16 protein-coding genes are annotated in these 17,091 nt (G+C 60.9%); 5 read left to right on the plus strand and 11 right to left on the minus strand.

Going from position 1 to position 17,091, the window contains the following annotated elements; all coding sequences use genetic code 11:
• Positions 1-115: 115 nt before the first annotated feature.
• The 3 genes from RCI20_RS15300 to RCI20_RS15310 form a co-directional block, all read right to left on the minus strand.
• A complete protein-coding gene (locus RCI20_RS15300) occupies positions 116-922 on the minus strand; it encodes a DMT family transporter (RefSeq protein ID WP_306606994.1) in 807 nt (268 codons plus the stop codon).
• 52 nt (positions 923-974) lie between these two features.
• Positions 975-2,054 (minus strand): alkene reductase, encoded by a 1,080-nt coding sequence (locus RCI20_RS15305; RefSeq protein WP_306606996.1) that lies wholly within the window; start codon positions 2,052-2,054, stop codon positions 975-977.
• An 82-nt stretch (positions 2,055-2,136) separates the two neighbouring features.
• A complete protein-coding gene (locus RCI20_RS15310; protein WP_306606998.1) occupies positions 2,137-2,718 on the minus strand; it encodes a TetR/AcrR family transcriptional regulator in 582 nt (193 codons plus the stop codon).
• Positions 2,719-3,031: 313 nt separating this feature from the next.
• On the opposite strand from RCI20_RS15310, the gene RCI20_RS15315 reads away from it, so the two are divergent.
• The 4 genes from RCI20_RS15315 to RCI20_RS15330 all read left to right on the plus strand — a co-directional run bounded on the left by RCI20_RS15315 (position 3,032) and on the right by RCI20_RS15330 (position 7,665).
• Complete coding sequence (locus RCI20_RS15315; RefSeq protein WP_306607000.1) at positions 3,032-4,753, plus strand: ATP-dependent endonuclease; 1,722 nt, start codon at positions 3,032-3,034, stop codon at positions 4,751-4,753.
• The gene (locus RCI20_RS15320) at positions 4,750-6,471 is read left to right on the plus strand and encodes a UvrD-helicase domain-containing protein (protein WP_306607001.1); all 1,722 of its coding nucleotides are present in this window, start codon (positions 4,750-4,752) and stop codon (positions 6,469-6,471) included. The genes RCI20_RS15315 and RCI20_RS15320 overlap by 4 nt, the downstream gene beginning before the upstream one ends.
• Before the next feature lie 309 nt (positions 6,472-6,780).
• Positions 6,781-7,191, plus strand: coding sequence for a YidB family protein (locus RCI20_RS15325; protein WP_306607002.1), 411 nt, complete (start codon positions 6,781-6,783; stop codon positions 7,189-7,191).
• Between the two features lie 90 nt (positions 7,192-7,281).
• Positions 7,282-7,665, plus strand: coding sequence for a VOC family protein (locus tag RCI20_RS15330; protein WP_306607004.1), 384 nt, complete (start codon positions 7,282-7,284; stop codon positions 7,663-7,665).
• Here the strand turns inward: RCI20_RS15330 and RCI20_RS15335 are convergent.
• The 8 genes from RCI20_RS15335 to RCI20_RS15370 all read right to left on the minus strand — a co-directional run bounded on the left by RCI20_RS15335 (position 7,662) and on the right by RCI20_RS15370 (position 15,950).
• A complete protein-coding gene (locus RCI20_RS15335) occupies positions 7,662-8,339 on the minus strand; it encodes an AraC family transcriptional regulator (RefSeq protein ID WP_306607006.1) in 678 nt (225 codons plus the stop codon). The genes RCI20_RS15330 and RCI20_RS15335 overlap by 4 nt on opposite strands.
• Positions 8,329-9,582 (minus strand): radical SAM family heme chaperone HemW, encoded by a 1,254-nt coding sequence (gene hemW, locus RCI20_RS15340; RefSeq protein WP_306607008.1) that lies wholly within the window; start codon positions 9,580-9,582, stop codon positions 8,329-8,331. The genes RCI20_RS15335 and hemW overlap by 11 nt, the downstream gene beginning before the upstream one ends.
• Before the next feature lie 124 nt (positions 9,583-9,706).
• Positions 9,707-11,398, minus strand: a complete 1,692-nt coding sequence (locus RCI20_RS15345) for an ATP-binding protein (RefSeq protein ID WP_306607010.1) — start codon at positions 11,396-11,398, stop codon at positions 9,707-9,709.
• 34 nt (positions 11,399-11,432) lie between these two features.
• Positions 11,433-12,542: a Fic family protein gene (locus RCI20_RS15350; RefSeq protein WP_306607012.1), complete on the minus strand. Its 1,110-nt coding sequence runs from the start codon at positions 12,540-12,542 to the stop codon at positions 11,433-11,435.
• A 160-nt stretch (positions 12,543-12,702) separates the two neighbouring features.
• Positions 12,703-13,290, minus strand: coding sequence for an RdgB/HAM1 family non-canonical purine NTP pyrophosphatase (gene rdgB / locus RCI20_RS15355; RefSeq protein WP_306607014.1), 588 nt, complete (start codon positions 13,288-13,290; stop codon positions 12,703-12,705).
• Positions 13,291-13,361: 71 nt separating this feature from the next.
• A complete protein-coding gene (gene rph / locus RCI20_RS15360; RefSeq protein WP_306607016.1) occupies positions 13,362-14,078 on the minus strand; it encodes a ribonuclease PH in 717 nt (238 codons plus the stop codon).
• A 10-nt stretch (positions 14,079-14,088) separates the two neighbouring features.
• Positions 14,089-15,006: a PP2C family serine/threonine-protein phosphatase gene (locus tag RCI20_RS15365; RefSeq protein ID WP_306607018.1), complete on the minus strand. Its 918-nt coding sequence runs from the start codon at positions 15,004-15,006 to the stop codon at positions 14,089-14,091.
• Positions 15,003-15,950, minus strand: coding sequence for a serine/threonine-protein kinase (locus tag RCI20_RS15370; RefSeq protein WP_306607020.1), 948 nt, complete (start codon positions 15,948-15,950; stop codon positions 15,003-15,005). The genes RCI20_RS15365 and RCI20_RS15370 overlap by 4 nt, the downstream gene beginning before the upstream one ends.
• Positions 15,951-16,027: 77 nt before the next feature.
• On the opposite strand from RCI20_RS15370, the gene RCI20_RS15375 reads away from it, so the two are divergent.
• Entirely contained in the window at positions 16,028-16,894 is an 867-nt protein-coding gene (locus RCI20_RS15375) for a YicC/YloC family endoribonuclease (RefSeq protein ID WP_306607022.1), read from the plus strand.
• Positions 16,895-17,091: the final 197 nt, after the last annotated feature.

The following is a 17,091-nucleotide window of genomic DNA, read 5'->3' on the forward strand; positions in this document are numbered from 1 at the left end:
GCCGCCGGCGCCGACTTGGCTTCTGGATTTCCATCGAAAGTGTCCACCATCGTTTTTAAGGGGACACGATCTTCGCGGTCTAGCGCGTCAATTTACAGATGAGTTTGCCGGGCGCTTACCCCTTGAAGGCTTCGCCGAAGGTCAGCCGCGACGACAGGATGGCGACCACCGGCGTACCCAGCACCGACAGGCTGGCTTCCCAGGCCGGCACGCGGTCGAGGATGTAGATCCACAGCCACCAGCACAGCGCCGTGCTGAATATCGACATGAAGCCGAGGATGCCGGCGTAGCTCCAGGTCCAGTCGGTCGGCCGCTCGGGAATGACCAGCGCGAGCACAAGCAGCGGGATCGAACCGAGCGCCATCTGCCACGCGGTCAGCGTCAGCAGATCGACCGGCGTCTGGCCGCGCAGGCGTTTGACCAGGATCGTCCCGATCGCCCAGCAGATCGCGGCGCAGATGCCGAGCGCCGGGCTGAGCAGGCTGCCGTGCATTTCCCACGGTTCGATGATCAGCAGCAGGCCGATTAGCGTACACGCGGCGGCGACCCACTGCGTGCCGCGGATGCGTTCGCCCAGGATCGGCCAGGCCAGCAGCAGCGTCCAGATCGGCATGGTGAAGATCAGCACCGCCGTCTTGCCCGGGCCGCCTTCGACCAGCGCCCAGGTCTGGAAGATCATGAAACCGGCAACCTGGGTCAGCGCGATGCCCAGCGTCGGGCCGGGGGCGACCAGTGTGAAGCGGCGGCCGGTCAGGCGCAGCGCGATGAACAGCGCCACGGCGCTGCCGATGCAGCGCTCGGCGGCAAAGGCGAAGGGCGGCGAGTATTCGAGGCCGTGCTTGGCCAGGACCCAGGTGTAGCCCCAGATCGAGGAAAGGACGATCAGCGCCAGGATGGGGCGCCAGCGGTCGGAGGAAGTCATGGTGTTCTCTGTCTGGCGCGACGGCGGAAACCGTCGCGCCCGGGGTTGTTGCTTACGCCAGTGCCGGGTAGTCGGTGTAGCCCTCGGCGCCGCCACCGTACAGCTTGTCGGCGCGCAGCTCGTTCATCGGCGAATCATCGCGCAGCCGGCGGACGAGGTCCGGGTTGGCGATGAAGCCGCGACCGAAAGCGATCAGATCAGCCGCGCCATCGGCAACGACCTTGCTGGCCAGTTCTCCGGTGTAGCCGTTGTTGACCATCCATGCGCCCTTGTAGGCGCGGCGGGCGGCGGCGTAGTCGAAAGCGGTGCCGTCCGGCGTACGCGTGCCACCGGTCTCGCCCTCGATGATGTGCAGGTAGGCCAAACCGTACGGTGCCAGCTTGTCGATCACATAGCCGTACAGCGCCTGCGGGTTGCTGTCGAGCGGCGCGGTGAAGGTGGTCTGCGGGCTCAGGCGGATGCCGGTACGACCGGCGCCGATCTCGCCGACGATGGCGTCGACCACTTCGAACAACAGCCGGGCGCGGTTCTCGATGCTGCCGCCGTACGGGCCGCTGCGGTCGTTGATGCTGTCGCGCAGGAACTGCTCAAGCAGATAGGTGTTGGCGGCGTGGATCTCGATGCCGTCGAAACCGGCGGCGATGGCGTTGCGCGCGGCCAGCCGGTAATCCTCGACCAGGCTTGGCAGTTCATCGTCACGCAATGCACGCGGCGTCGAAACCGGGACGAAACCTTCGCTGGTAAAGGTACTGGCTTCGGCAACGCGGTCGGTGGACGACACCGGCGCAGCACCATCCGGCAGCAGCGAGACGTGCGAGATGCGGCCGACGTGCCACAACTGCAGCACGATCTTGCCACCCGCCGCATGCACGGCATCGGTGACCAGGCGCCAGGCAGCGACCTGCTCGGTCGACCAGATGCCCGGGGTGTCGAGGTAGCCCTGCGCCATCGGCGAAATCGGGCTGGCCTCGGCGATGATCAGGCCGGCCGTCGCGCGCTGGCGGTAATACTCGACAGTCAGCGGGCCGGGAAGGTTGCCCGCGATGGCGCGATTGCGTGTCAGCGGCGCCATCACGATGCGGTTGGACAGGGCGATGTCGCCAATCTGGATCGGATCGAACAGGGTGGTCATGCAGGAACTCCTTGGAATTGATTAGACCGGTCGTCTAATGTTATGCGGCAAAAAATGGCCGTCCGCAGACGACCTTGGGAAATCAGCGACTGAGTAACTGGCGGGTGAATTGCATGGCGTTCTCCAGGGCTTCGGCATTGCGGTTCAACTTGCCCAACAGACTGGCGCCCAGCCACAACTGGTACAGCGTCTGCGCCGTGTCGCGTGCCGCCAACTGAGGAATCGAGCCATCGGCGATCCCTGCTGCGATCAGTCGGGCAAGGCGGTCGACAATCTGGCTGGTGCCCTCGCGCAGCGTTTCGCGCATCGCATCCGACAAATCGGCAACCTCGGCCCCGAGCTTAACCACCAGGCACTGCTGTTCGGCACACGCCGCCTGCTTGTCCAGCCAGCGCTGCCAGTAGCACGCCAGCCGCTCCTGCGCACTCAGCGCCTCGGCGGCGAACAGCGCATCGAGATCAGCCAGGTAGCGCGCGAAGTAATCCTCCAGCAACGCCTGCCCGTACTGCTCCTTCGACTCGAAGTAATGGTAGAACGACCCCTTGGGCACGCCGGCAGAACTCAGGATTTCGGTCAGCCCGACACTGGCAAAGCCCTTGCCGGCGATGATGCGCTGGCCGGTTTCAAGGATGTGCTGACGGGTGTTGTCGTGACGGGTTTTCATGGGAAGCAATGATGCGCCTGATTAGACCGGTCGTCTAGTGATTTTTTGGGGGGCTGTAATTCGGCCGAAGCGGACGGTGGAGCTGGATTTCATGAACGGCCGCTGTGTAGTGCGGATACTGGCAATACGTTCACGCTTTTCGCATGCTGTTGCTGATTATTGACAAGTGCATTTTGTCGCTACTGGGAGGTGCGTGACGGACCACTGAGAACCGACCTGCTATCATTATCTGAGCCTGAATGTGCATCCCAAAGGCATGACTTGGGCAACCGGCATGAAACTCGCCAAGGTTATATTTCAACAGGGAGAATAAATGTATTTGGCTGCCTTGAATGTCAAAGGATTCCGACGGGTAGAAGAGCTCAATCTTCGGTTCAGGCCAGGACTAAATGTGCTAGTAGGTCCCAACAACGTCGGCAAGACTGCGGTGGTGGATGGACTACGCGCATTGCTCACAACTGCGGAAGAAGGGGCTCTCAGAGTCGATGCCTACGACCTCCATGCATCGGGTGGACACGCCGCCACCGAGATCACCTTTCACTATGTGTTCAGGGACCTCACGCTGGATGAAGAGGCGGACTTTCTCCCGGCCTTGAAGCCAATGCTGGCAGCACCTGGTGCCCCCGACAAGTACGAGGCACATCTGTGGGTACGGTACAACACCAACGGAACGACCGGCCGCATGCGTCCCAAACGTTGGTGCGGCGATCATGAAGAGAACAGCATTACTACAGAGATGCTCGAAGATCTCCGGGCGGTGTATCTGCCACCCTTACGCGATCCGGCATCCGGACTCAAGCCCAGCCGCAGCAGCCAGCTCGCACGCCTTATCGATCGGCTCGCCAGCGACAGCGAGAAGGAAGAGCTCGTCGAGCTGCTAAAGAAATTTGAAGAGAAGCTCGAAGTCGAGAAGCCCGTAGCGAAGACCCAGTCTGCGATTGAGACTCGCCATGTCACGATGCTTGGCTCGACACTCAAACAGGTACTGAAAATTGGCCTGACACCACCCGAGTTTCAGCGGCTGGCCGCGCGCTTGGCGCTTGCAGTCGAAGGCCTCGACATTGAGCAGAACGGGCTGGGGTACAACAACCTGATCTACATGGCGGTTGTTCTGAGCGAGTTGGCCCTGAATCCAGATGCAGCCTACAAGGCATTGATTGTCGAAGAGCCTGAAGCTCACCTGCATCCTCAGTTGCAGGTCGTGCTACTGGATCATCTACAGGCTATCGAAGCACCTGTACCAAGACAAAAGCCAGTTCAAGTCTTCGTCACAAGCCATTCTCCACATTTCGCTAGTGCGGCAAAGCTCGATTCGTTGACCTGCCTGCATCAGGGCGAAGGGAAGATTGGCGCCTTCTTCCCAAGGGAAGCCACCTTCCTGCCAAAGAAGAAGGAGAAGCTCCAGCGCTACCTCGACGTGACGCGTGCGGACTTGTTTTTTGCGCGCCGGCTCATCCTCGTCGAAGGAGCGGCCGAGCGCTTTCTGGTCGAAGCCATGGCAGCCAAGATGAGCATCAAGCTGCGTGAGCACTCGGTGACGATCCTGAGCACAGAAGGGCTGAACTTCGATTGCTTCGCTCCGCTCTTCGGCAGCGCTGCGATCCCAATCCGAGTTGCCATTCTGAGCGACGCTGACGCACCAGGCTATCCGGTCCTAGGGGCTACGCCGACAATGTCTGCGGCAGCAACGGCGATTGCCAAGCTTGCAAACACCCACATCAAGACGTTCTTCGCCGCCCGCACGCTGGAATACGATCTGGCGCTGCTTCCTGCGAACCAGACGCACATGCTGACGGCCTTGGCGGATATCCATCCTGGCATTGCCGCAGATCTACAAGTCAAAGTCGATGCGGCAGCTGCCGCAGACAAGCCGCGCGAATTATTTCGCGGAATGTTTGATCGCGGCCCGACTGTCGGCAACGTTAAGAAGGGCGAGTTTGCGCAGGCTCTTGCGGCCATCATCGCTGATCCAGCGGTCTCTTTCACAACGCCGACCTACATTTCCGATGCATTGGCGTACGTGACAGAGCCATGACATCGGAATTTTCCCCGTCTCCACAGCAGAAGCTGATCATAGAGGCAGGCCTCGTTAGCCAGCGCGTCATTGCCTGCGCCGGCAGCGGAAAGACGGCGACGGCTGTACGAAGGCTCGCTGAAATCCGCCGGCAGCTTGGCGCCTCCCGGCAGTATGTGGCTCTGCTGTCATACTCGAATGTCGCGGTCGAAACGTTTCGAGCTGAATACGCGAAGTTGACCGCAGGGCAGCATGGATTGTCTAGCCGAGTGCTTATATGCACGGTCGACGCCTTCGTGACGTCGCACATCCTGTCACCCCACGCAGCGTCAACGATGCAGTGCGTTCGAAGACCGTACTTAGTGAATGGTCACGAACCATTTCTGAAAGGTTTCACCTTCTACAACGGGAAATTCAACGAGGAAATCCGGTTCCTTTCCGCCGTCTTGAACGGGACCAGATGGAATTTCTTCAACACAGCCATGCGCGGTAACGCTGTTCCCGTTAACGATTCCACCGCGCTCGCTGCGATTGGCAAATTGGGCAAGGCCGGCGCCTATACGCACGAACTTGGACGCTACTGGGCAATCAACACGCTAGTGGATCGGCCGCAATTGCTCAAAATTCTTGCGCAGCGCTACCCCTACATCCTGATCGACGAAGCACAGGACATCGGAAGCGTACACGGATGCCTACTGGAGTTACTCATCGCGGAAGGGGTGACCGTCTCGCTTGTAGGCGATCCCAACCAGGCTATCTACGAGTTCGCCCACGCTGACGGCAGCTTCCTGCGCAGTTTTGATCCTGGGGTCACGGGTCAGAAGGAAACGCTGTCGGAGAACCATCGCTCGATCCAGTCGCTGGTGGACGTGACCAACAAGCTGAGCGGAACGACATACTTCTCTGCCAGACCCGTCCCGAGTCGCAAGAGTGGGCCGTATCTGATGACTTACAAGAATGAAGAACTCTTCAAGGTCCGGGCGACGTTTGCTGAAATACTTGCCAACCATGGATATGCGTACGACTCGGCCGCGGTACTCTGCAGAGCCAGAGACACCGTGTCGCTCATCGCGGGATCTGGGGATAGCTGGGGTCAGGGAGCCACAGAGCACTTCGCGCGTGCGGCTTTCAGCCGTGATCGAAACGGAGACATCGCGGACGCCTTCACCCACGCAGTTGACGGCGTGTTTAGGTTGCTAGACGGACCTCCGTCGACCCTCAGGGCCGCGGTGCTGAGCGGCACCGATGACCCTCTGGCAAAAGCCGTGCGACGCATTATCTGGGCTTTCCTCAGGACGCCTGCGGCGGGTATTCCGCCAGCGTCATTGAACGCCAAAAGTGACTGGCTCCCGAAGTTGAAGGCCAATCTACCGCCGCTGCTGACGACGCTGGAAACGAAATACGGTTTGGTGTGCATCGCGAAGTGGGGGTACGGGGTCACGTCAAGGGAGCTGACCGAAGAACCGCTGTGGTCCCAGGACCTCGCCACCTCGACCGTGCCACTTTCCCCCGTCAGGACTGTTCACCAGGCGAAAGGGCAGAGCATTGATGCCGTCTTGTACTTGCTGCGGTCAATCGACGTGTCCAAGCTTCTTGCCGGGCCGGTCCACGAGGACGGGCGGATCGGCTACGTTGGCCTGACGAGAGCGAGAGATCTGTTGGTGGTAGCGCTGCCAAACACAACAAAGGCAGAACTAATCAAGCGCTTCAGGGACGCCGGCTTCAGTGACTGGGCATAGTTGTCCGCACTGACCTAACTTTGCCCTCTTTACCTTGTTGCACCGATATGAATTTGATGTAACCCCGCCTCCTCGAAAGACAGGTATCGCCTCAAACAGCCGCTAAACCCTGTTGTTCTGAGTGATTGCAATTAGCCTTGAGCGGACGTATTCGGTTACTGCCGTGACCGGCCGCTTCGGCCGAAGAGCAGACCTTGAAATATAGAACTTGGCTGCTTTCTATATGCCCCCATCCCTTGCCATCACAATTCTTAACCCGCCGCCCAACCCCATCCCGGTACGATGAGCTTTTTTCCTCAGGAGCAAATCATGGGTCTTCTCGATCAGGTAGTCGGCGGGCTGGCCGCCAATGCACTCGGTGGCAAGGGTAACGGGCTGGCCGACATGGCCATGCAGTTGGTCAATCAGTATCCGGGTGGCCTCGGCGGTCTGGTGCAGGCTTTTCAGCAGGGCGGGCTGGGCGAGATCGTCAATTCCTGGGTGTCGACCGGCAAGAATCTGCCGGTGTCGGGCGATCAGTTGAGTTCGGTGCTCGGCAGCGATTTCATCGGCAAGCTGGCCGGGCAGGCTGGTGTGGCGCCGCAGGAGGTGTCGAACGGGCTGGCCGATATTCTGCCCGGGCTGGTCGATCAACTGACGCCGGGCGGCAAGCTGCCGGAAGGTGGCGATCTGTTGGCGCAGGGGCTGGGCATGTTGAAGAAGGGCGGGCTGTTCGGTTGAACGCTACGCGGCGCCTGTCGGTTTCGTTCAAGACGCGGGCGGCGGGCGCTGCGACAATGCCGTCTCCATCCTTTTGCGGAGTACGGCAAGATGAAATTTGGCTACACCATCCTTTACGTCGACGATGTCCGCCGGACGCTCGACTTCTACATTGCCGCCTTCGGGCTGAGCGTGCGCTTTCTGCATGAGAGCGGCGATTTCGGCGAGTTGGATACCGGCGGCACGGCGCTCGCCTTTTCGTCGCGGGCGCTGATGCGCCAGTTGGGCAAGCAGCCGTCGGCGCCCGATAGCGGCGCGCCCTGTTTCGAGATTGCTTTCGTTTGCGACGATGTCGCGCTGGCGGTCGACCGCGCGCTGGCGGCCGGTGCGCGCCTGGTGCAGGCGCCGGAGGCGATGCCCTGGGGGCAGACGGTGGCTTATGTGGCCGATCACGAGGGCTACCTCGTCGAACTGTGTACGGCGGTCGGCGGCTAGATCGGGTCGGTGGCGAAGCCGCTGGCGCGGGCTAGCGACAGCAGTTGCGGCGAGCGGCGGAATTGCGCGGGCGAGGCGGCGAACCAGCGGCGGAAGGCGCGGTTCAGGTGGGCCTGGTCGGCGTAGCCGCAGAGGCCGGCGATGTCGGCCAGCGGCAGTTCGCTGTCGATGGCGACGGCGGCGCGGCGGACGCGTGCCAGCGCAATCCAGAAGCCGGCGGTTTGCCCGGTGTCGCGCCGGCACAGTCTTTCCAGCGTGCGTTCGCGGATGCCCAGGCGTTGCCGCGCGGCGGCCGGCGTGGCGACTTCGGCCAGGGTGGCGAGAATTTCCTGCGTTGCCGGGTCGCGCCGGGTGAAGTCGGCGAGCAGATTGCCGATTTCGTTGCGCGCGTCGGGCGCCCGGGTGGCAACCGCAGCGAGCAGGCCGGTCGCGTCGATGCGCGTGCCAGGGTGCAGGCGAAAGCCCAGGTAACGGCTGTCGCCCGGGCTGGCGACCTGTTCGGCGGCGGTGGCCAAGGGGCTGACGAACCAGTGTGGCTGTTGTCCGGCGTCGATCCGGCAGATCAGGTCCTGGCAGCCGTCGGGCAGCACCGGCGACAGTTCCGCCGCCGCGACTTCGTGCTGCCAGGCGGCGAGGACGGTGTCGGGCAGGCGGCCGGCCGATTCACTGGCCATCGTCGAGGAAGCGTTCCAGCAGCACGTTGAGGAAGCGCCGGCCCTTGGCGGTCGGCGCGATCTTTTCCGGGCCGATGTCGAGCAGGCCGTCGGCCTGGGCTGCCTTCAACTGCGGCAATATTGCGGTCAACGGTCGTGAAGTGCGCAATTCGAACAGGCTGGGGGCGAAGCCGTCGGCCAGGCGCAGCGCGTTCATCATGAATTCGAAGGGCAGTTCGGCGGCGGCGACGTTGTGTTCTTCCTGGATCGGCCGGCCGGCGCGGATGTTTTCCAGGTAAGCCTTGGGGTGCTTGTGGCGCATCTGGCGCAGCACGCGGTCGTGCAGCGTCAGCTTGGAATGGGCGCCGGCGCCGATGCCGAGGTAGTCGCCGAAATGCCAGTAGTTGAGGTTGTGCAGGCACTGTCGGCCGGGCTGGGCGAAGGCCGAGGTCTCGTAGTTGGCGTAGCCGGCGGTGGCCAGCCGGGCTTCGATGGCTTCCTGCATGTCGGCGCACAGGTCACCTTCGGGCAGATCGGGCGGGAAGGCGGCGAAGTGCGTGTTCGGCTCCAGCGTCAGCTGGTAGCAGGAGAGGTGCGGCGGCGCGAAGGACAGCGCAGTGTCGATGTCGGTGAGCGCTTGCTCCTGTGTTTGATAAGGCAGGCCGTACATCAGGTCGAGGTTGAAGCGCTCGAAGTGCTCGCCGGCCAGTTGCGCCGCGCGCCTGGCTTCGGCGCTGCCGTGGATGCGGCCGAGCGCCTTGAGGTGCTCGTCGTTGAAGCTCTGGATGCCGAGCGACAGCCGATTGACCCCGGCGGCGCGAAAGCCGGCGAACTTGCCGGCCTCGACCGTGCCGGGATTGGCTTCGAGCGTGATCTCGGCCTCCGGCGACAACATCGCCAGCGCCCGGAAGGCGCCGATCAGCTCGTCGATGGCGCCCGCCGACAGCAGGCTGGGCGTGCCGCCGCCAAAGAACACCGTCTGCACCGGCCGCCCCCAGATCAGCGGCAGCGCCGACTGCAGGTCGGCGATCAGCGCATCGACGTACTCGCGCTCGTTGATCGTCGCGCCGGCTTCGTGCGAATTGAAGTCGCAATACGGACACTTGCGCACGCACCAGGGGATGTGGACGTAGAGCGAGAGGACTGGGGATTTGCGGAATTCGAGCGGATTTTCGGGGTTTTTTGCGGTCGACCCTAGGGCCAGCTTTTGATTCTGTGGTCGTGGGATTTCGGGAAAAATGGGGATGGTGCGGGCTGGGGTCATGGGGTTATCTAGTCGTTACGGATGTCGCGGGATGGCCGAAAAAATCGTGGATGGTGTGATCGAGTTTGATCCAATAAATATCCGATTCCATCCGATTCCATCCGATTCCATCCGATTTCAAGGATCACGCCTGTTCAGCATTGACGTACTCGACGTATGCTGAGGCCCGTCCGGCACCACGCAAATCGATCTTTTGGGCAACGACCAGACGGCGCAGCAATTCCTTGGCCTGTCCCTCCGTCAAGCGACACAAATCCATCACCTCTGCCCGCTTGATCTGACCATGCTGTCGAATGTAGCTCAGCACCATCTGCTCGTGCTGAATCGGGCCAAAACCCACCTGGCGGGTATAGGACGCCTTGTCACTCACCACCGAATAAACCGAAGCCGACAAGGTGTAGCTACGCCCACGGGTGTTGCCATGTGCCTCGACCAATCCCGCTTCAGTCAACGCCTCCAGTGTACGTTTGGCGCATGCTGCATCGCGCTGGATATGCTGCGCTAAAGCCTCTGCCGACACGCGCTTGAACTCGCGCAAGGCGCCCAGCGCAATCAACGAGTCAATTGGCAGTTCCGCGCCGCGCTGGCGTTCGATATCCACCACCATGCGGCGGAAAGCCACGTCGGCAGGTACTGTAGGCAACTGCAGCACCACATTTTGTGCATCCGTGCGGCCATAGTCAGGCGGCGGGCGACCAAACTTGAGCATGCCGCGATAAATCGTGTCCACGCCACGTCCTGAGCGCTCCACCAGACCGATACGCTTCATGGCATCGGCCAGGGCGCGGTTGCGCGGACGTGGTTCAGTGACCAGCAAATTGGCCAAGGTCACCCCGTCGACCAGACCGCCAGGATTGCTAATCACCAGGGCATCATCCTCCAGGCGGACATGCACTGCGCCCATCCGGTGGTAGTCGCGGTGAATCAGTGCATTGGCCACCGCTTCACGAAACGCTGCCATATCAACCAGCGGGACGGGCACCCGAAACAAGCCCACCTGCAATTCCTGTTCGGGGTTATAGGGGCGAAAGTTCGTTTCCAGCCAATCCATGGCCTTGAGCAAGGGAAAGCGTCGGAATTCGTTGTAACGCACCGCTTGTTGCGCCAGCACCTGAAATGCCAGTTCATGGGTAGGCACCCGCTGCTGCAGCACCGACTCCCGCCCAATCAAAAGCAAACCCGTCAGCGTGGGCACCCGGCTTCCATCTGCCTGTCGCTGGGTGAAGCCCAAAGCGCCGTCCAGCGCCTCTTCATCCAGATCCAGCAACACCCGGTCGCCACCGTATTGCTGCACGGCCTGACGCAAACGCTCACGCTCCAGTGGGTCGAAGTCGGCCAGCGAGCATCCGTGCACGGGTAGGGCCGATACATCCGTCAAACCAAAACTCGATGCGCGACTGATTCGTTCATGGGGCAGCATCGGCACACATTCGGGCAAGCCATCCTGCTTTATGCGGCGGCGCAAATAGGTGCCGGCCGTCGTCGCGACCTCGGAGACAGCCTTGGGCACAGCAATGCGTGCCACGCGGATGCCTGCGATCTCCAACGCTTCGACCGCCACCGCCAGGGAGGGGGAGGTTCTGGCGGCAATCAGGCCCGGCAAGCTGGCGAGATTATGGTGGGCCACATGTAATCCGGTGGCGGTGCCATCATCTTCGACGCCCAGCCAAAGTTCGCCACCTTCGGTATTGGCTAGACAGACAAGGGCTTCCACCAATTCATCATCGGGCAGGCGCTTGCGGTCGCTCTTGAACTCGACGGTCAGGGTCTCCGCTGTTGGCAAGCGCGACGGGGCTGATTGGTGTCCGATATTCATGTTGGTTGGCGCCTGATCGAGTCTACGAAAGTGTTCATTCGGCCTCTTCCTGGCTCAGCAAGTCGATCAGGGGGGCATTGATGAAATACAGGTGCTTGCCCTGGCTATGTTCGCGGACCAGACCGGCGTCCGCCAGTTGCCGCAGATAGCGGGCGGCGGTCTGGCGGGTGACGTTGATGTCGCGCTGGACGAACTCGATGCGCGTGTACGGGTGGCGGAAGAGGTTGTTGAGCAGGTCCTGCGAATACAGTTTGGGCAATTCGCTGCGCATGCGGCGCTTGGTTTCCGCCATCTGGTTGCGCATGTCGCCGACTAGGCGAACGGCGCGCTGGGCGGTTTCGGCGACGCCCAGCAGCATGAACTTCACCCAGGCCTGCCAGGCTTCGGTGTTGGGTATCTCGTCGCGCACTGCTTGCAGCAGGCGGTAATACTCGCCCTTGTTGCGGTTGATGTAGCGTGACAGATAGAGCACTGGCGAATCGAGCAGGCCGGCTTGGACCAGATGCAGCACGCAGAGTATCCGCCCGATGCGGCCGTTGCCGTCGCTGAACGGGTGGATGCTCTCGAACTGGTGATGGATCAGCGCCATCCTGACGATGGGGTCGAGATCGTCGCCCGCGTCGTCGTTGATGAAGCGCTCCAGCGCCTGCATGTGGATCTGCACGGTGCTGCCATCCTGCGGCGGGACGAACACGGTTGCCCCGGTGCGCTCGTTCTTCAGCACCGTGCCACTGCTGGTGCGAAAAGCCTCGCTGCTGTTCTTGAGTAACTGGAACATCGAAATCAGCGTGCCGTTGCCGAGGATGCCTTGCTGCTGGCGCATGCGTTCGTAACCGTGCATCAGCGCCTCGCGGTAGCGGGCGACTTCCTTGGCCGATGGCGAAATCCATTCGGCGATGTGCAGGTCGGCCTGGAACAGTTCGTCCTGCGTCGTCACGTAGCTTTCGACTTCCGAACTCGCCTTGGCTTCCTGCAGTGCCAGAGTGTTGATCAGGATCGTCTGGTTCGGGATGCTGGCCGCGCAGCCCTTGAGTTCCGCCAGGTGCCGATGCGCCGCCACCAGCGCCCGCAGTAGCTCGGGCGTCTGGAAATCGACACCGGCCGGCGGTAGTTCGGGAATCCGGTAATTCGGTTGCAGGCTCATGGCGAGACTCCGGGATTCAGGTGGCGGGATAACACGAGCGATTTGTCGTGTTAAGAAAACGCCGTATTTTTAACACGAGAGTGGGCTCATGTTAAAAATTTTTGTCGGAGGGGTGCTGGCCCGGTGCTGAAGTTGTCGGGACAAGCCCGGGAGGCTGGGTTCAGAGTTCCGGCAGTCGCTCGATCAGCTTCTGCATCGCCCGACCACGGTGCGAGACGCGGTTCTTGGTTTCGGCGTCGAGTTCGGCGGCGGTCTGGCCGAACTCCGGGACGAAGAACAGCGGGTCGTAGCCGAAGCCGCCGTCGCCTCGGTATTGGTCGACGATTTCACCGTGCCATTCGCCTTCGGCGATGATCGGCTGCGGGTCGTCGGCGCTGCGGCAGAGCACCAGGCAGCTGACGAAGTGGGCGCGGCGGTCGCTCTGGCTGGCGAGGTCAGCGAGCAGTTTTTCGTTGTTGCGGGCGTCGGATTTCGGTTCGCCGGCATAGCGGGCGGAGATCACGCCGGGGGCGCCACCGAGCGCCTTGACGCACAGGCCGGAGTCGTCCGCGAGCGCCGGCAGGCCGCTGTGCTGGGCGGCGTGGCGGGCTTTGGCCAGGGCGTTTTCGACGAAGGTGCAGTGCGGTTCCTCGGCTTCCGGAATGCCGAGCTGGCCTTGCGGGATGACTTCGAAGCCGAGCGGCGCGAGCAGCGCGTTCAGTTCCTTCATCTTCTTGGCGTTATTCGAGGCGAGGACGAGTTTTTGCATGGCGAGAGAAATCAGGGCGTCGGAAAATGAGGAAATCCTGCGGTCGACCGCAGGATTTCACGAAAAAAGGTTCAGCTGGCGAGCGCGCTTTGCTGTTCGGCGACGAGCTGGCGGATACCCATCTGGGCGAGGTCTATCAGTACGTTCATCTGTTCGCGGGTGAAGGGTTCGCCTTCGGCCGTACCCTGCACTTCGACGATGCCGCCCTTGCCGGTCATGATCACGTTCATGTCGGTGTCGCAGTTGGAATCTTCCGGGTAGTCGAGGTCGAGTACCGGGCTGCCCTGGTAGATGCCGACGGAGATGGCGGCGACGTGGTCTTTGACCGGGTTGGCCGGCAGCTTGCCGGCCTGCACCAGCTTGTCGCAGGCTTCGTAGAGGGCGATCCAGGCGCCGGTGATCGACGCGCAGCGGGTGCCGCCGTCGGCTTGCAGGACGTCGCAGTCGAGGGTGATCTGGCGTTCGCCGAGGGCCTTGAGGTCGGTGACGGCGCGCAGGCTGCGGCCGATCAGCCGCTGGATTTCCTGGGTCCGGCCGGTCTGCTTGCCCTTGGCCGCTTCGCGCGCGCTGCGGGTGTGCGTGGCGCGTGGCAACATGCCGTATTCGGCGGTGACCCAGCCCTGCCCCTTGCCGCGCAGGAAGGGCGGCAGGCTTTCTTCGACCGAGGCGGTGCACAGCACGCGCGTGTCGCCCATCTCGATCAGTACCGAGCCTTCGGCATGGCGGGTGAAATTGCGGGTGATTTTCACGGCACGGAGTTGATCCGGCTGACGTTGGCTGGGACGCATGGGGTTTTCCTTATTTCTTCGGGTTGTATTTGTCGATGGCGGTACGAATTTCTTCGATGGCCGCTTCGATTTCTTCATCGGACAATTCGCTTTTGTAGCTCGGATTGCGCCCGAACTCGTCGAGTCGCGTCGTCACTTCGTCCATCGCCATGGTCTGGGTAGAAATCACGCTGCTCAGCGCCTCGACATAGTTGTCTTCCCAACGCACGGCGACCGCCGACAGGTTGTCGCCGTGCGGCCCGGCCTTGATTTCGGTTTGCGCCATCAGCATCGGCATGGCTTGCAAGAGATTTGCCTCTTTCAGGGTGACGGCCATCATCTCGCCGGAAGTCACGCCCCACAAACCATCGGTGCACAGCAACAAGACATCGCCATGCTCAAGCGGCGTCTTGCGGGAAAAATCGATTTCCGGGGTAGCCGGCCCACCCAGGCAGCTATAAATCTTGTTGCGATCCGGATGATGTGCGGCCTGGGCTTCACTCACCAAGCCTTCTTCAACGAGCAGACGGATACGCGAATGATCCTTGGTCTGTGCAAATACCCGGCCATTACGCATCAGGAACAAGCGGGAATCTCCGGCATGCGCCCAGTAAGCAACGTTGTCCTGAATAACGCAGGCAACACAGGTCGTGCGCGGAGAATCCCCCATGCGGTGGCTCAGTGCGTAATCCAGAATGGCCCGATGCGCATTTTTCATCCCGTTCTGCAGGAACAGGAATGGATCACCAAGCCTGGGCTTGGCCTCGCCCTGAAAGGCATTGGCAAAACTTTGTACGGCAATCTGTGCCGCAATTTCACCATGATGGTGCCCACCCATCCCGTCAGCAATGACCATCATCAAGGCATCGCGCGAGTAGCAATAGGTTGTCCGGTCCTCGTTATTCTCCCGACCGCCTTTGAGGCTGTCCTGGTAAATCGTGAATCTCATCTCGACGGACTCCTGAATTTATTGACGAATCGCCCGATCCAGCCATCTTTCGGCGTATTTTTGGGTGGGTGGATATCCGCGACCAATGCTTTCTGCAAGGCGAAAACACTTTGCGGACGGTACAGATGATTGAGATTCAGACACCAGTCGATGATTTCGAGCAGACGATCCGAGAATTGCCCCTCCCAACGCACCATAGCCGGCGTCAAGGTATCTCTTTTCAAGCGCTCGTCGGCCGCCAGGGGAGGTACGCCAGCAAGACAGGCATACATCGATGCACCGACACTGTAGATGTCACTCCAGGGCCCAAGATCCTTGCGACTGCCATAGTGCTCAGGCGAGGCAAAACCCGGGGTGTACATCGGCTTGAGGACCGGTTGGTCACTGGCCAAAGTCTGTCTTGCAGCGCCAAAGTCAATCAGGACTGGCGAATTATCGGCGCGCAGATAAACATTCGATGGTTTGAGATCGAGATGCAGCAGTTTATGTGAATGCACTTCGCGCAGGCCGTTCAACATGCGGGTGAAGACACCACGAATAAAACGTTCCGAAACATGCCCGTGATGACGGTGAATGAATTCCTGCAGGGTTTGCCCCCGCTCATATTCCATGACCATGTAAACCGTTTCATTGGCACGGAAGAAATTCAGAACGCGAATCACGTTGGGATGCGACAGCTTGGCCAGCGCACGGCCTTCTTCGAAAAAACATTTCATGCCGTAGCGAAAAGCGCCGAGATGATCTTCCGAAATAACCGGTTTGATATCCCCCTTGCCACGCAGCGCCAGGCTGTTAGGCAAATATTCCTTGATCGCCACCTGCATGCCTTCAGTATTTTTGGCCAAGTAGACGATGGAAAAGCCGCCGAGCGAAAGCTGACGGTCTATCGTGTACTCTTCCAGTTTGTGGCCCCCGGGCAGCGGGTGGTTGGCTTGTTGCGCCATTGATCTCGCGGTTATGATGCACCAACAGGCATTGTCGGGCGTGTTGTCCGACCTGTAAAGCTGGAGACGAACCCCCGATGATTAGCAGCATGACCGGATATGCAGTTAAAACGCGCGATCTTGAGCGCGGAACGCTGCAATTGGAACTAAAAAGCGTCAATTCCCGCTATCTTGATTTCCACTTTCGCATTACAGAAGATTTGCGCGCCCTCGAAATGCCACTGCGCGAATTGCTGGCAAGCCGACTTTCGCGTGGCAAGGTGGAATGCCGTCTGTCATTCAACGCGGCGGCAGCACGATCCGAGCAACTGAAAATCAATGACGAATTGCTCAACGCCTTGCGCCACCTCGGCGCACAAGTCAGCACAGTGCTCCCTGAAGCTGCACCGCTATCGGTAAATGAAGTGCTGCGCTGGCCCGGCATGTTCGGCGAACAGGGCATTGATTTTGCCGCTTTGGGTGTGGAAGTCCTGGCGCTGGCCCGGGAAGCACTCGATGACTTCACTGCCACCCGCGGCCGGGAAGGTGAAAAACTCGCCATCACGCTGGTTGACCGCGTAAAAGCAATGCGCGGCATCGTGCAAGACGTTGCACCGCGCATTCCGGAAGCCCAGGCCGCTTACGTAGAAAAACTGCGCCAACGCCTGACCGAAGCGTTGGGTAACGCCAGCGATGAACGCGTACTGCAGGAAATTGCCGTCTTCGCCACGCGCATCGATGTGGCCGAAGAACTCTCCCGACTCTCAACCCACCTCGACGAAGTTGAGCGCATTCTGAAGGCTGGCGGCGCCTCGGGCAAACGCCTCGATTTCCTGATGCAGGAACTCAACCGGGAAGCCAATACCCTGGCCTCCAAGTCGGCGATCACCGAAGTTTCGCAATCGGCAATGGAATTGAAACTGCTCATCGAACAGATGCGTGAGCAGATCCAGAATATCGAGTAATAGAACGACGACAGGCCGGCAGCAGGGAAATGCTGCCGGCCTGTTTAGTGGCATCCATTCAAACGCCCGGAAATTCTCTCCCGGGCGTTTCCGAATCACCCGGCAACCCAGCCCGCCACGCCGACCAACGCCAGTTGCGCACTGATCACCGGATCAATGAAATCCGCCACATTGAACCACTGCCCCTGAGTCAGCGC

The organism is Azonexus sp. (assembly GCF_030824335.1).
GTDB lineage: Bacteria > Pseudomonadota > Gammaproteobacteria > Burkholderiales > Rhodocyclaceae > Azonexus.

What these genes read in the sequence shown, in the direction of transcription:
- RCI20_RS15300 (WP_306606994.1), bottom strand. Translation starts at nt 922, where the DNA reads ATGACTTCCTCCGACCGCTGGCGCCCCATCCTGGCGCTGATCGTCCTT.
- RCI20_RS15305 (WP_306606996.1), bottom strand. Translation starts at nt 2,054, where the DNA reads ATGACCACCCTGTTCGATCCGATCCAGATTGGCGACATCGCCCTGTCC.
- RCI20_RS15310 (WP_306606998.1), bottom strand. Translation starts at nt 2,718, where the DNA reads ATGAAAACCCGTCACGACAACACCCGTCAGCACATCCTTGAAACCGGC.
- RCI20_RS15315 (WP_306607000.1), top strand. Translation starts at nt 3,032, where the DNA reads ATGTATTTGGCTGCCTTGAATGTCAAAGGATTCCGACGGGTAGAAGAG.
- RCI20_RS15320 (WP_306607001.1), top strand. Translation starts at nt 4,750, where the DNA reads ATGACATCGGAATTTTCCCCGTCTCCACAGCAGAAGCTGATCATAGAG.
- RCI20_RS15325 (WP_306607002.1), top strand. Translation starts at nt 6,781, where the DNA reads ATGGGTCTTCTCGATCAGGTAGTCGGCGGGCTGGCCGCCAATGCACTC.
- RCI20_RS15330 (WP_306607004.1), top strand. Translation starts at nt 7,282, where the DNA reads ATGAAATTTGGCTACACCATCCTTTACGTCGACGATGTCCGCCGGACG.
- RCI20_RS15335 (WP_306607006.1), bottom strand. Translation starts at nt 8,339, where the DNA reads ATGGCCAGTGAATCGGCCGGCCGCCTGCCCGACACCGTCCTCGCCGCC.
- hemW (WP_306607008.1), bottom strand. Translation starts at nt 9,582, where the DNA reads ATGACCCCAGCCCGCACCATCCCCATTTTTCCCGAAATCCCACGACCA.
- RCI20_RS15345 (WP_306607010.1), bottom strand. Translation starts at nt 11,398, where the DNA reads ATGAATATCGGACACCAATCAGCCCCGTCGCGCTTGCCAACAGCGGAG.
- RCI20_RS15350 (WP_306607012.1), bottom strand. Translation starts at nt 12,542, where the DNA reads ATGAGCCTGCAACCGAATTACCGGATTCCCGAACTACCGCCGGCCGGT.
- rdgB (WP_306607014.1), bottom strand. Translation starts at nt 13,290, where the DNA reads ATGCAAAAACTCGTCCTCGCCTCGAATAACGCCAAGAAGATGAAGGAA.
- rph (WP_306607016.1), bottom strand. Translation starts at nt 14,078, where the DNA reads ATGCGTCCCAGCCAACGTCAGCCGGATCAACTCCGTGCCGTGAAAATC.
- RCI20_RS15365 (WP_306607018.1), bottom strand. Translation starts at nt 15,006, where the DNA reads ATGAGATTCACGATTTACCAGGACAGCCTCAAAGGCGGTCGGGAGAAT.
- RCI20_RS15370 (WP_306607020.1), bottom strand. Translation starts at nt 15,950, where the DNA reads ATGGCGCAACAAGCCAACCACCCGCTGCCCGGGGGCCACAAACTGGAA.
- RCI20_RS15375 (WP_306607022.1), top strand. Translation starts at nt 16,028, where the DNA reads ATGATTAGCAGCATGACCGGATATGCAGTTAAAACGCGCGATCTTGAG.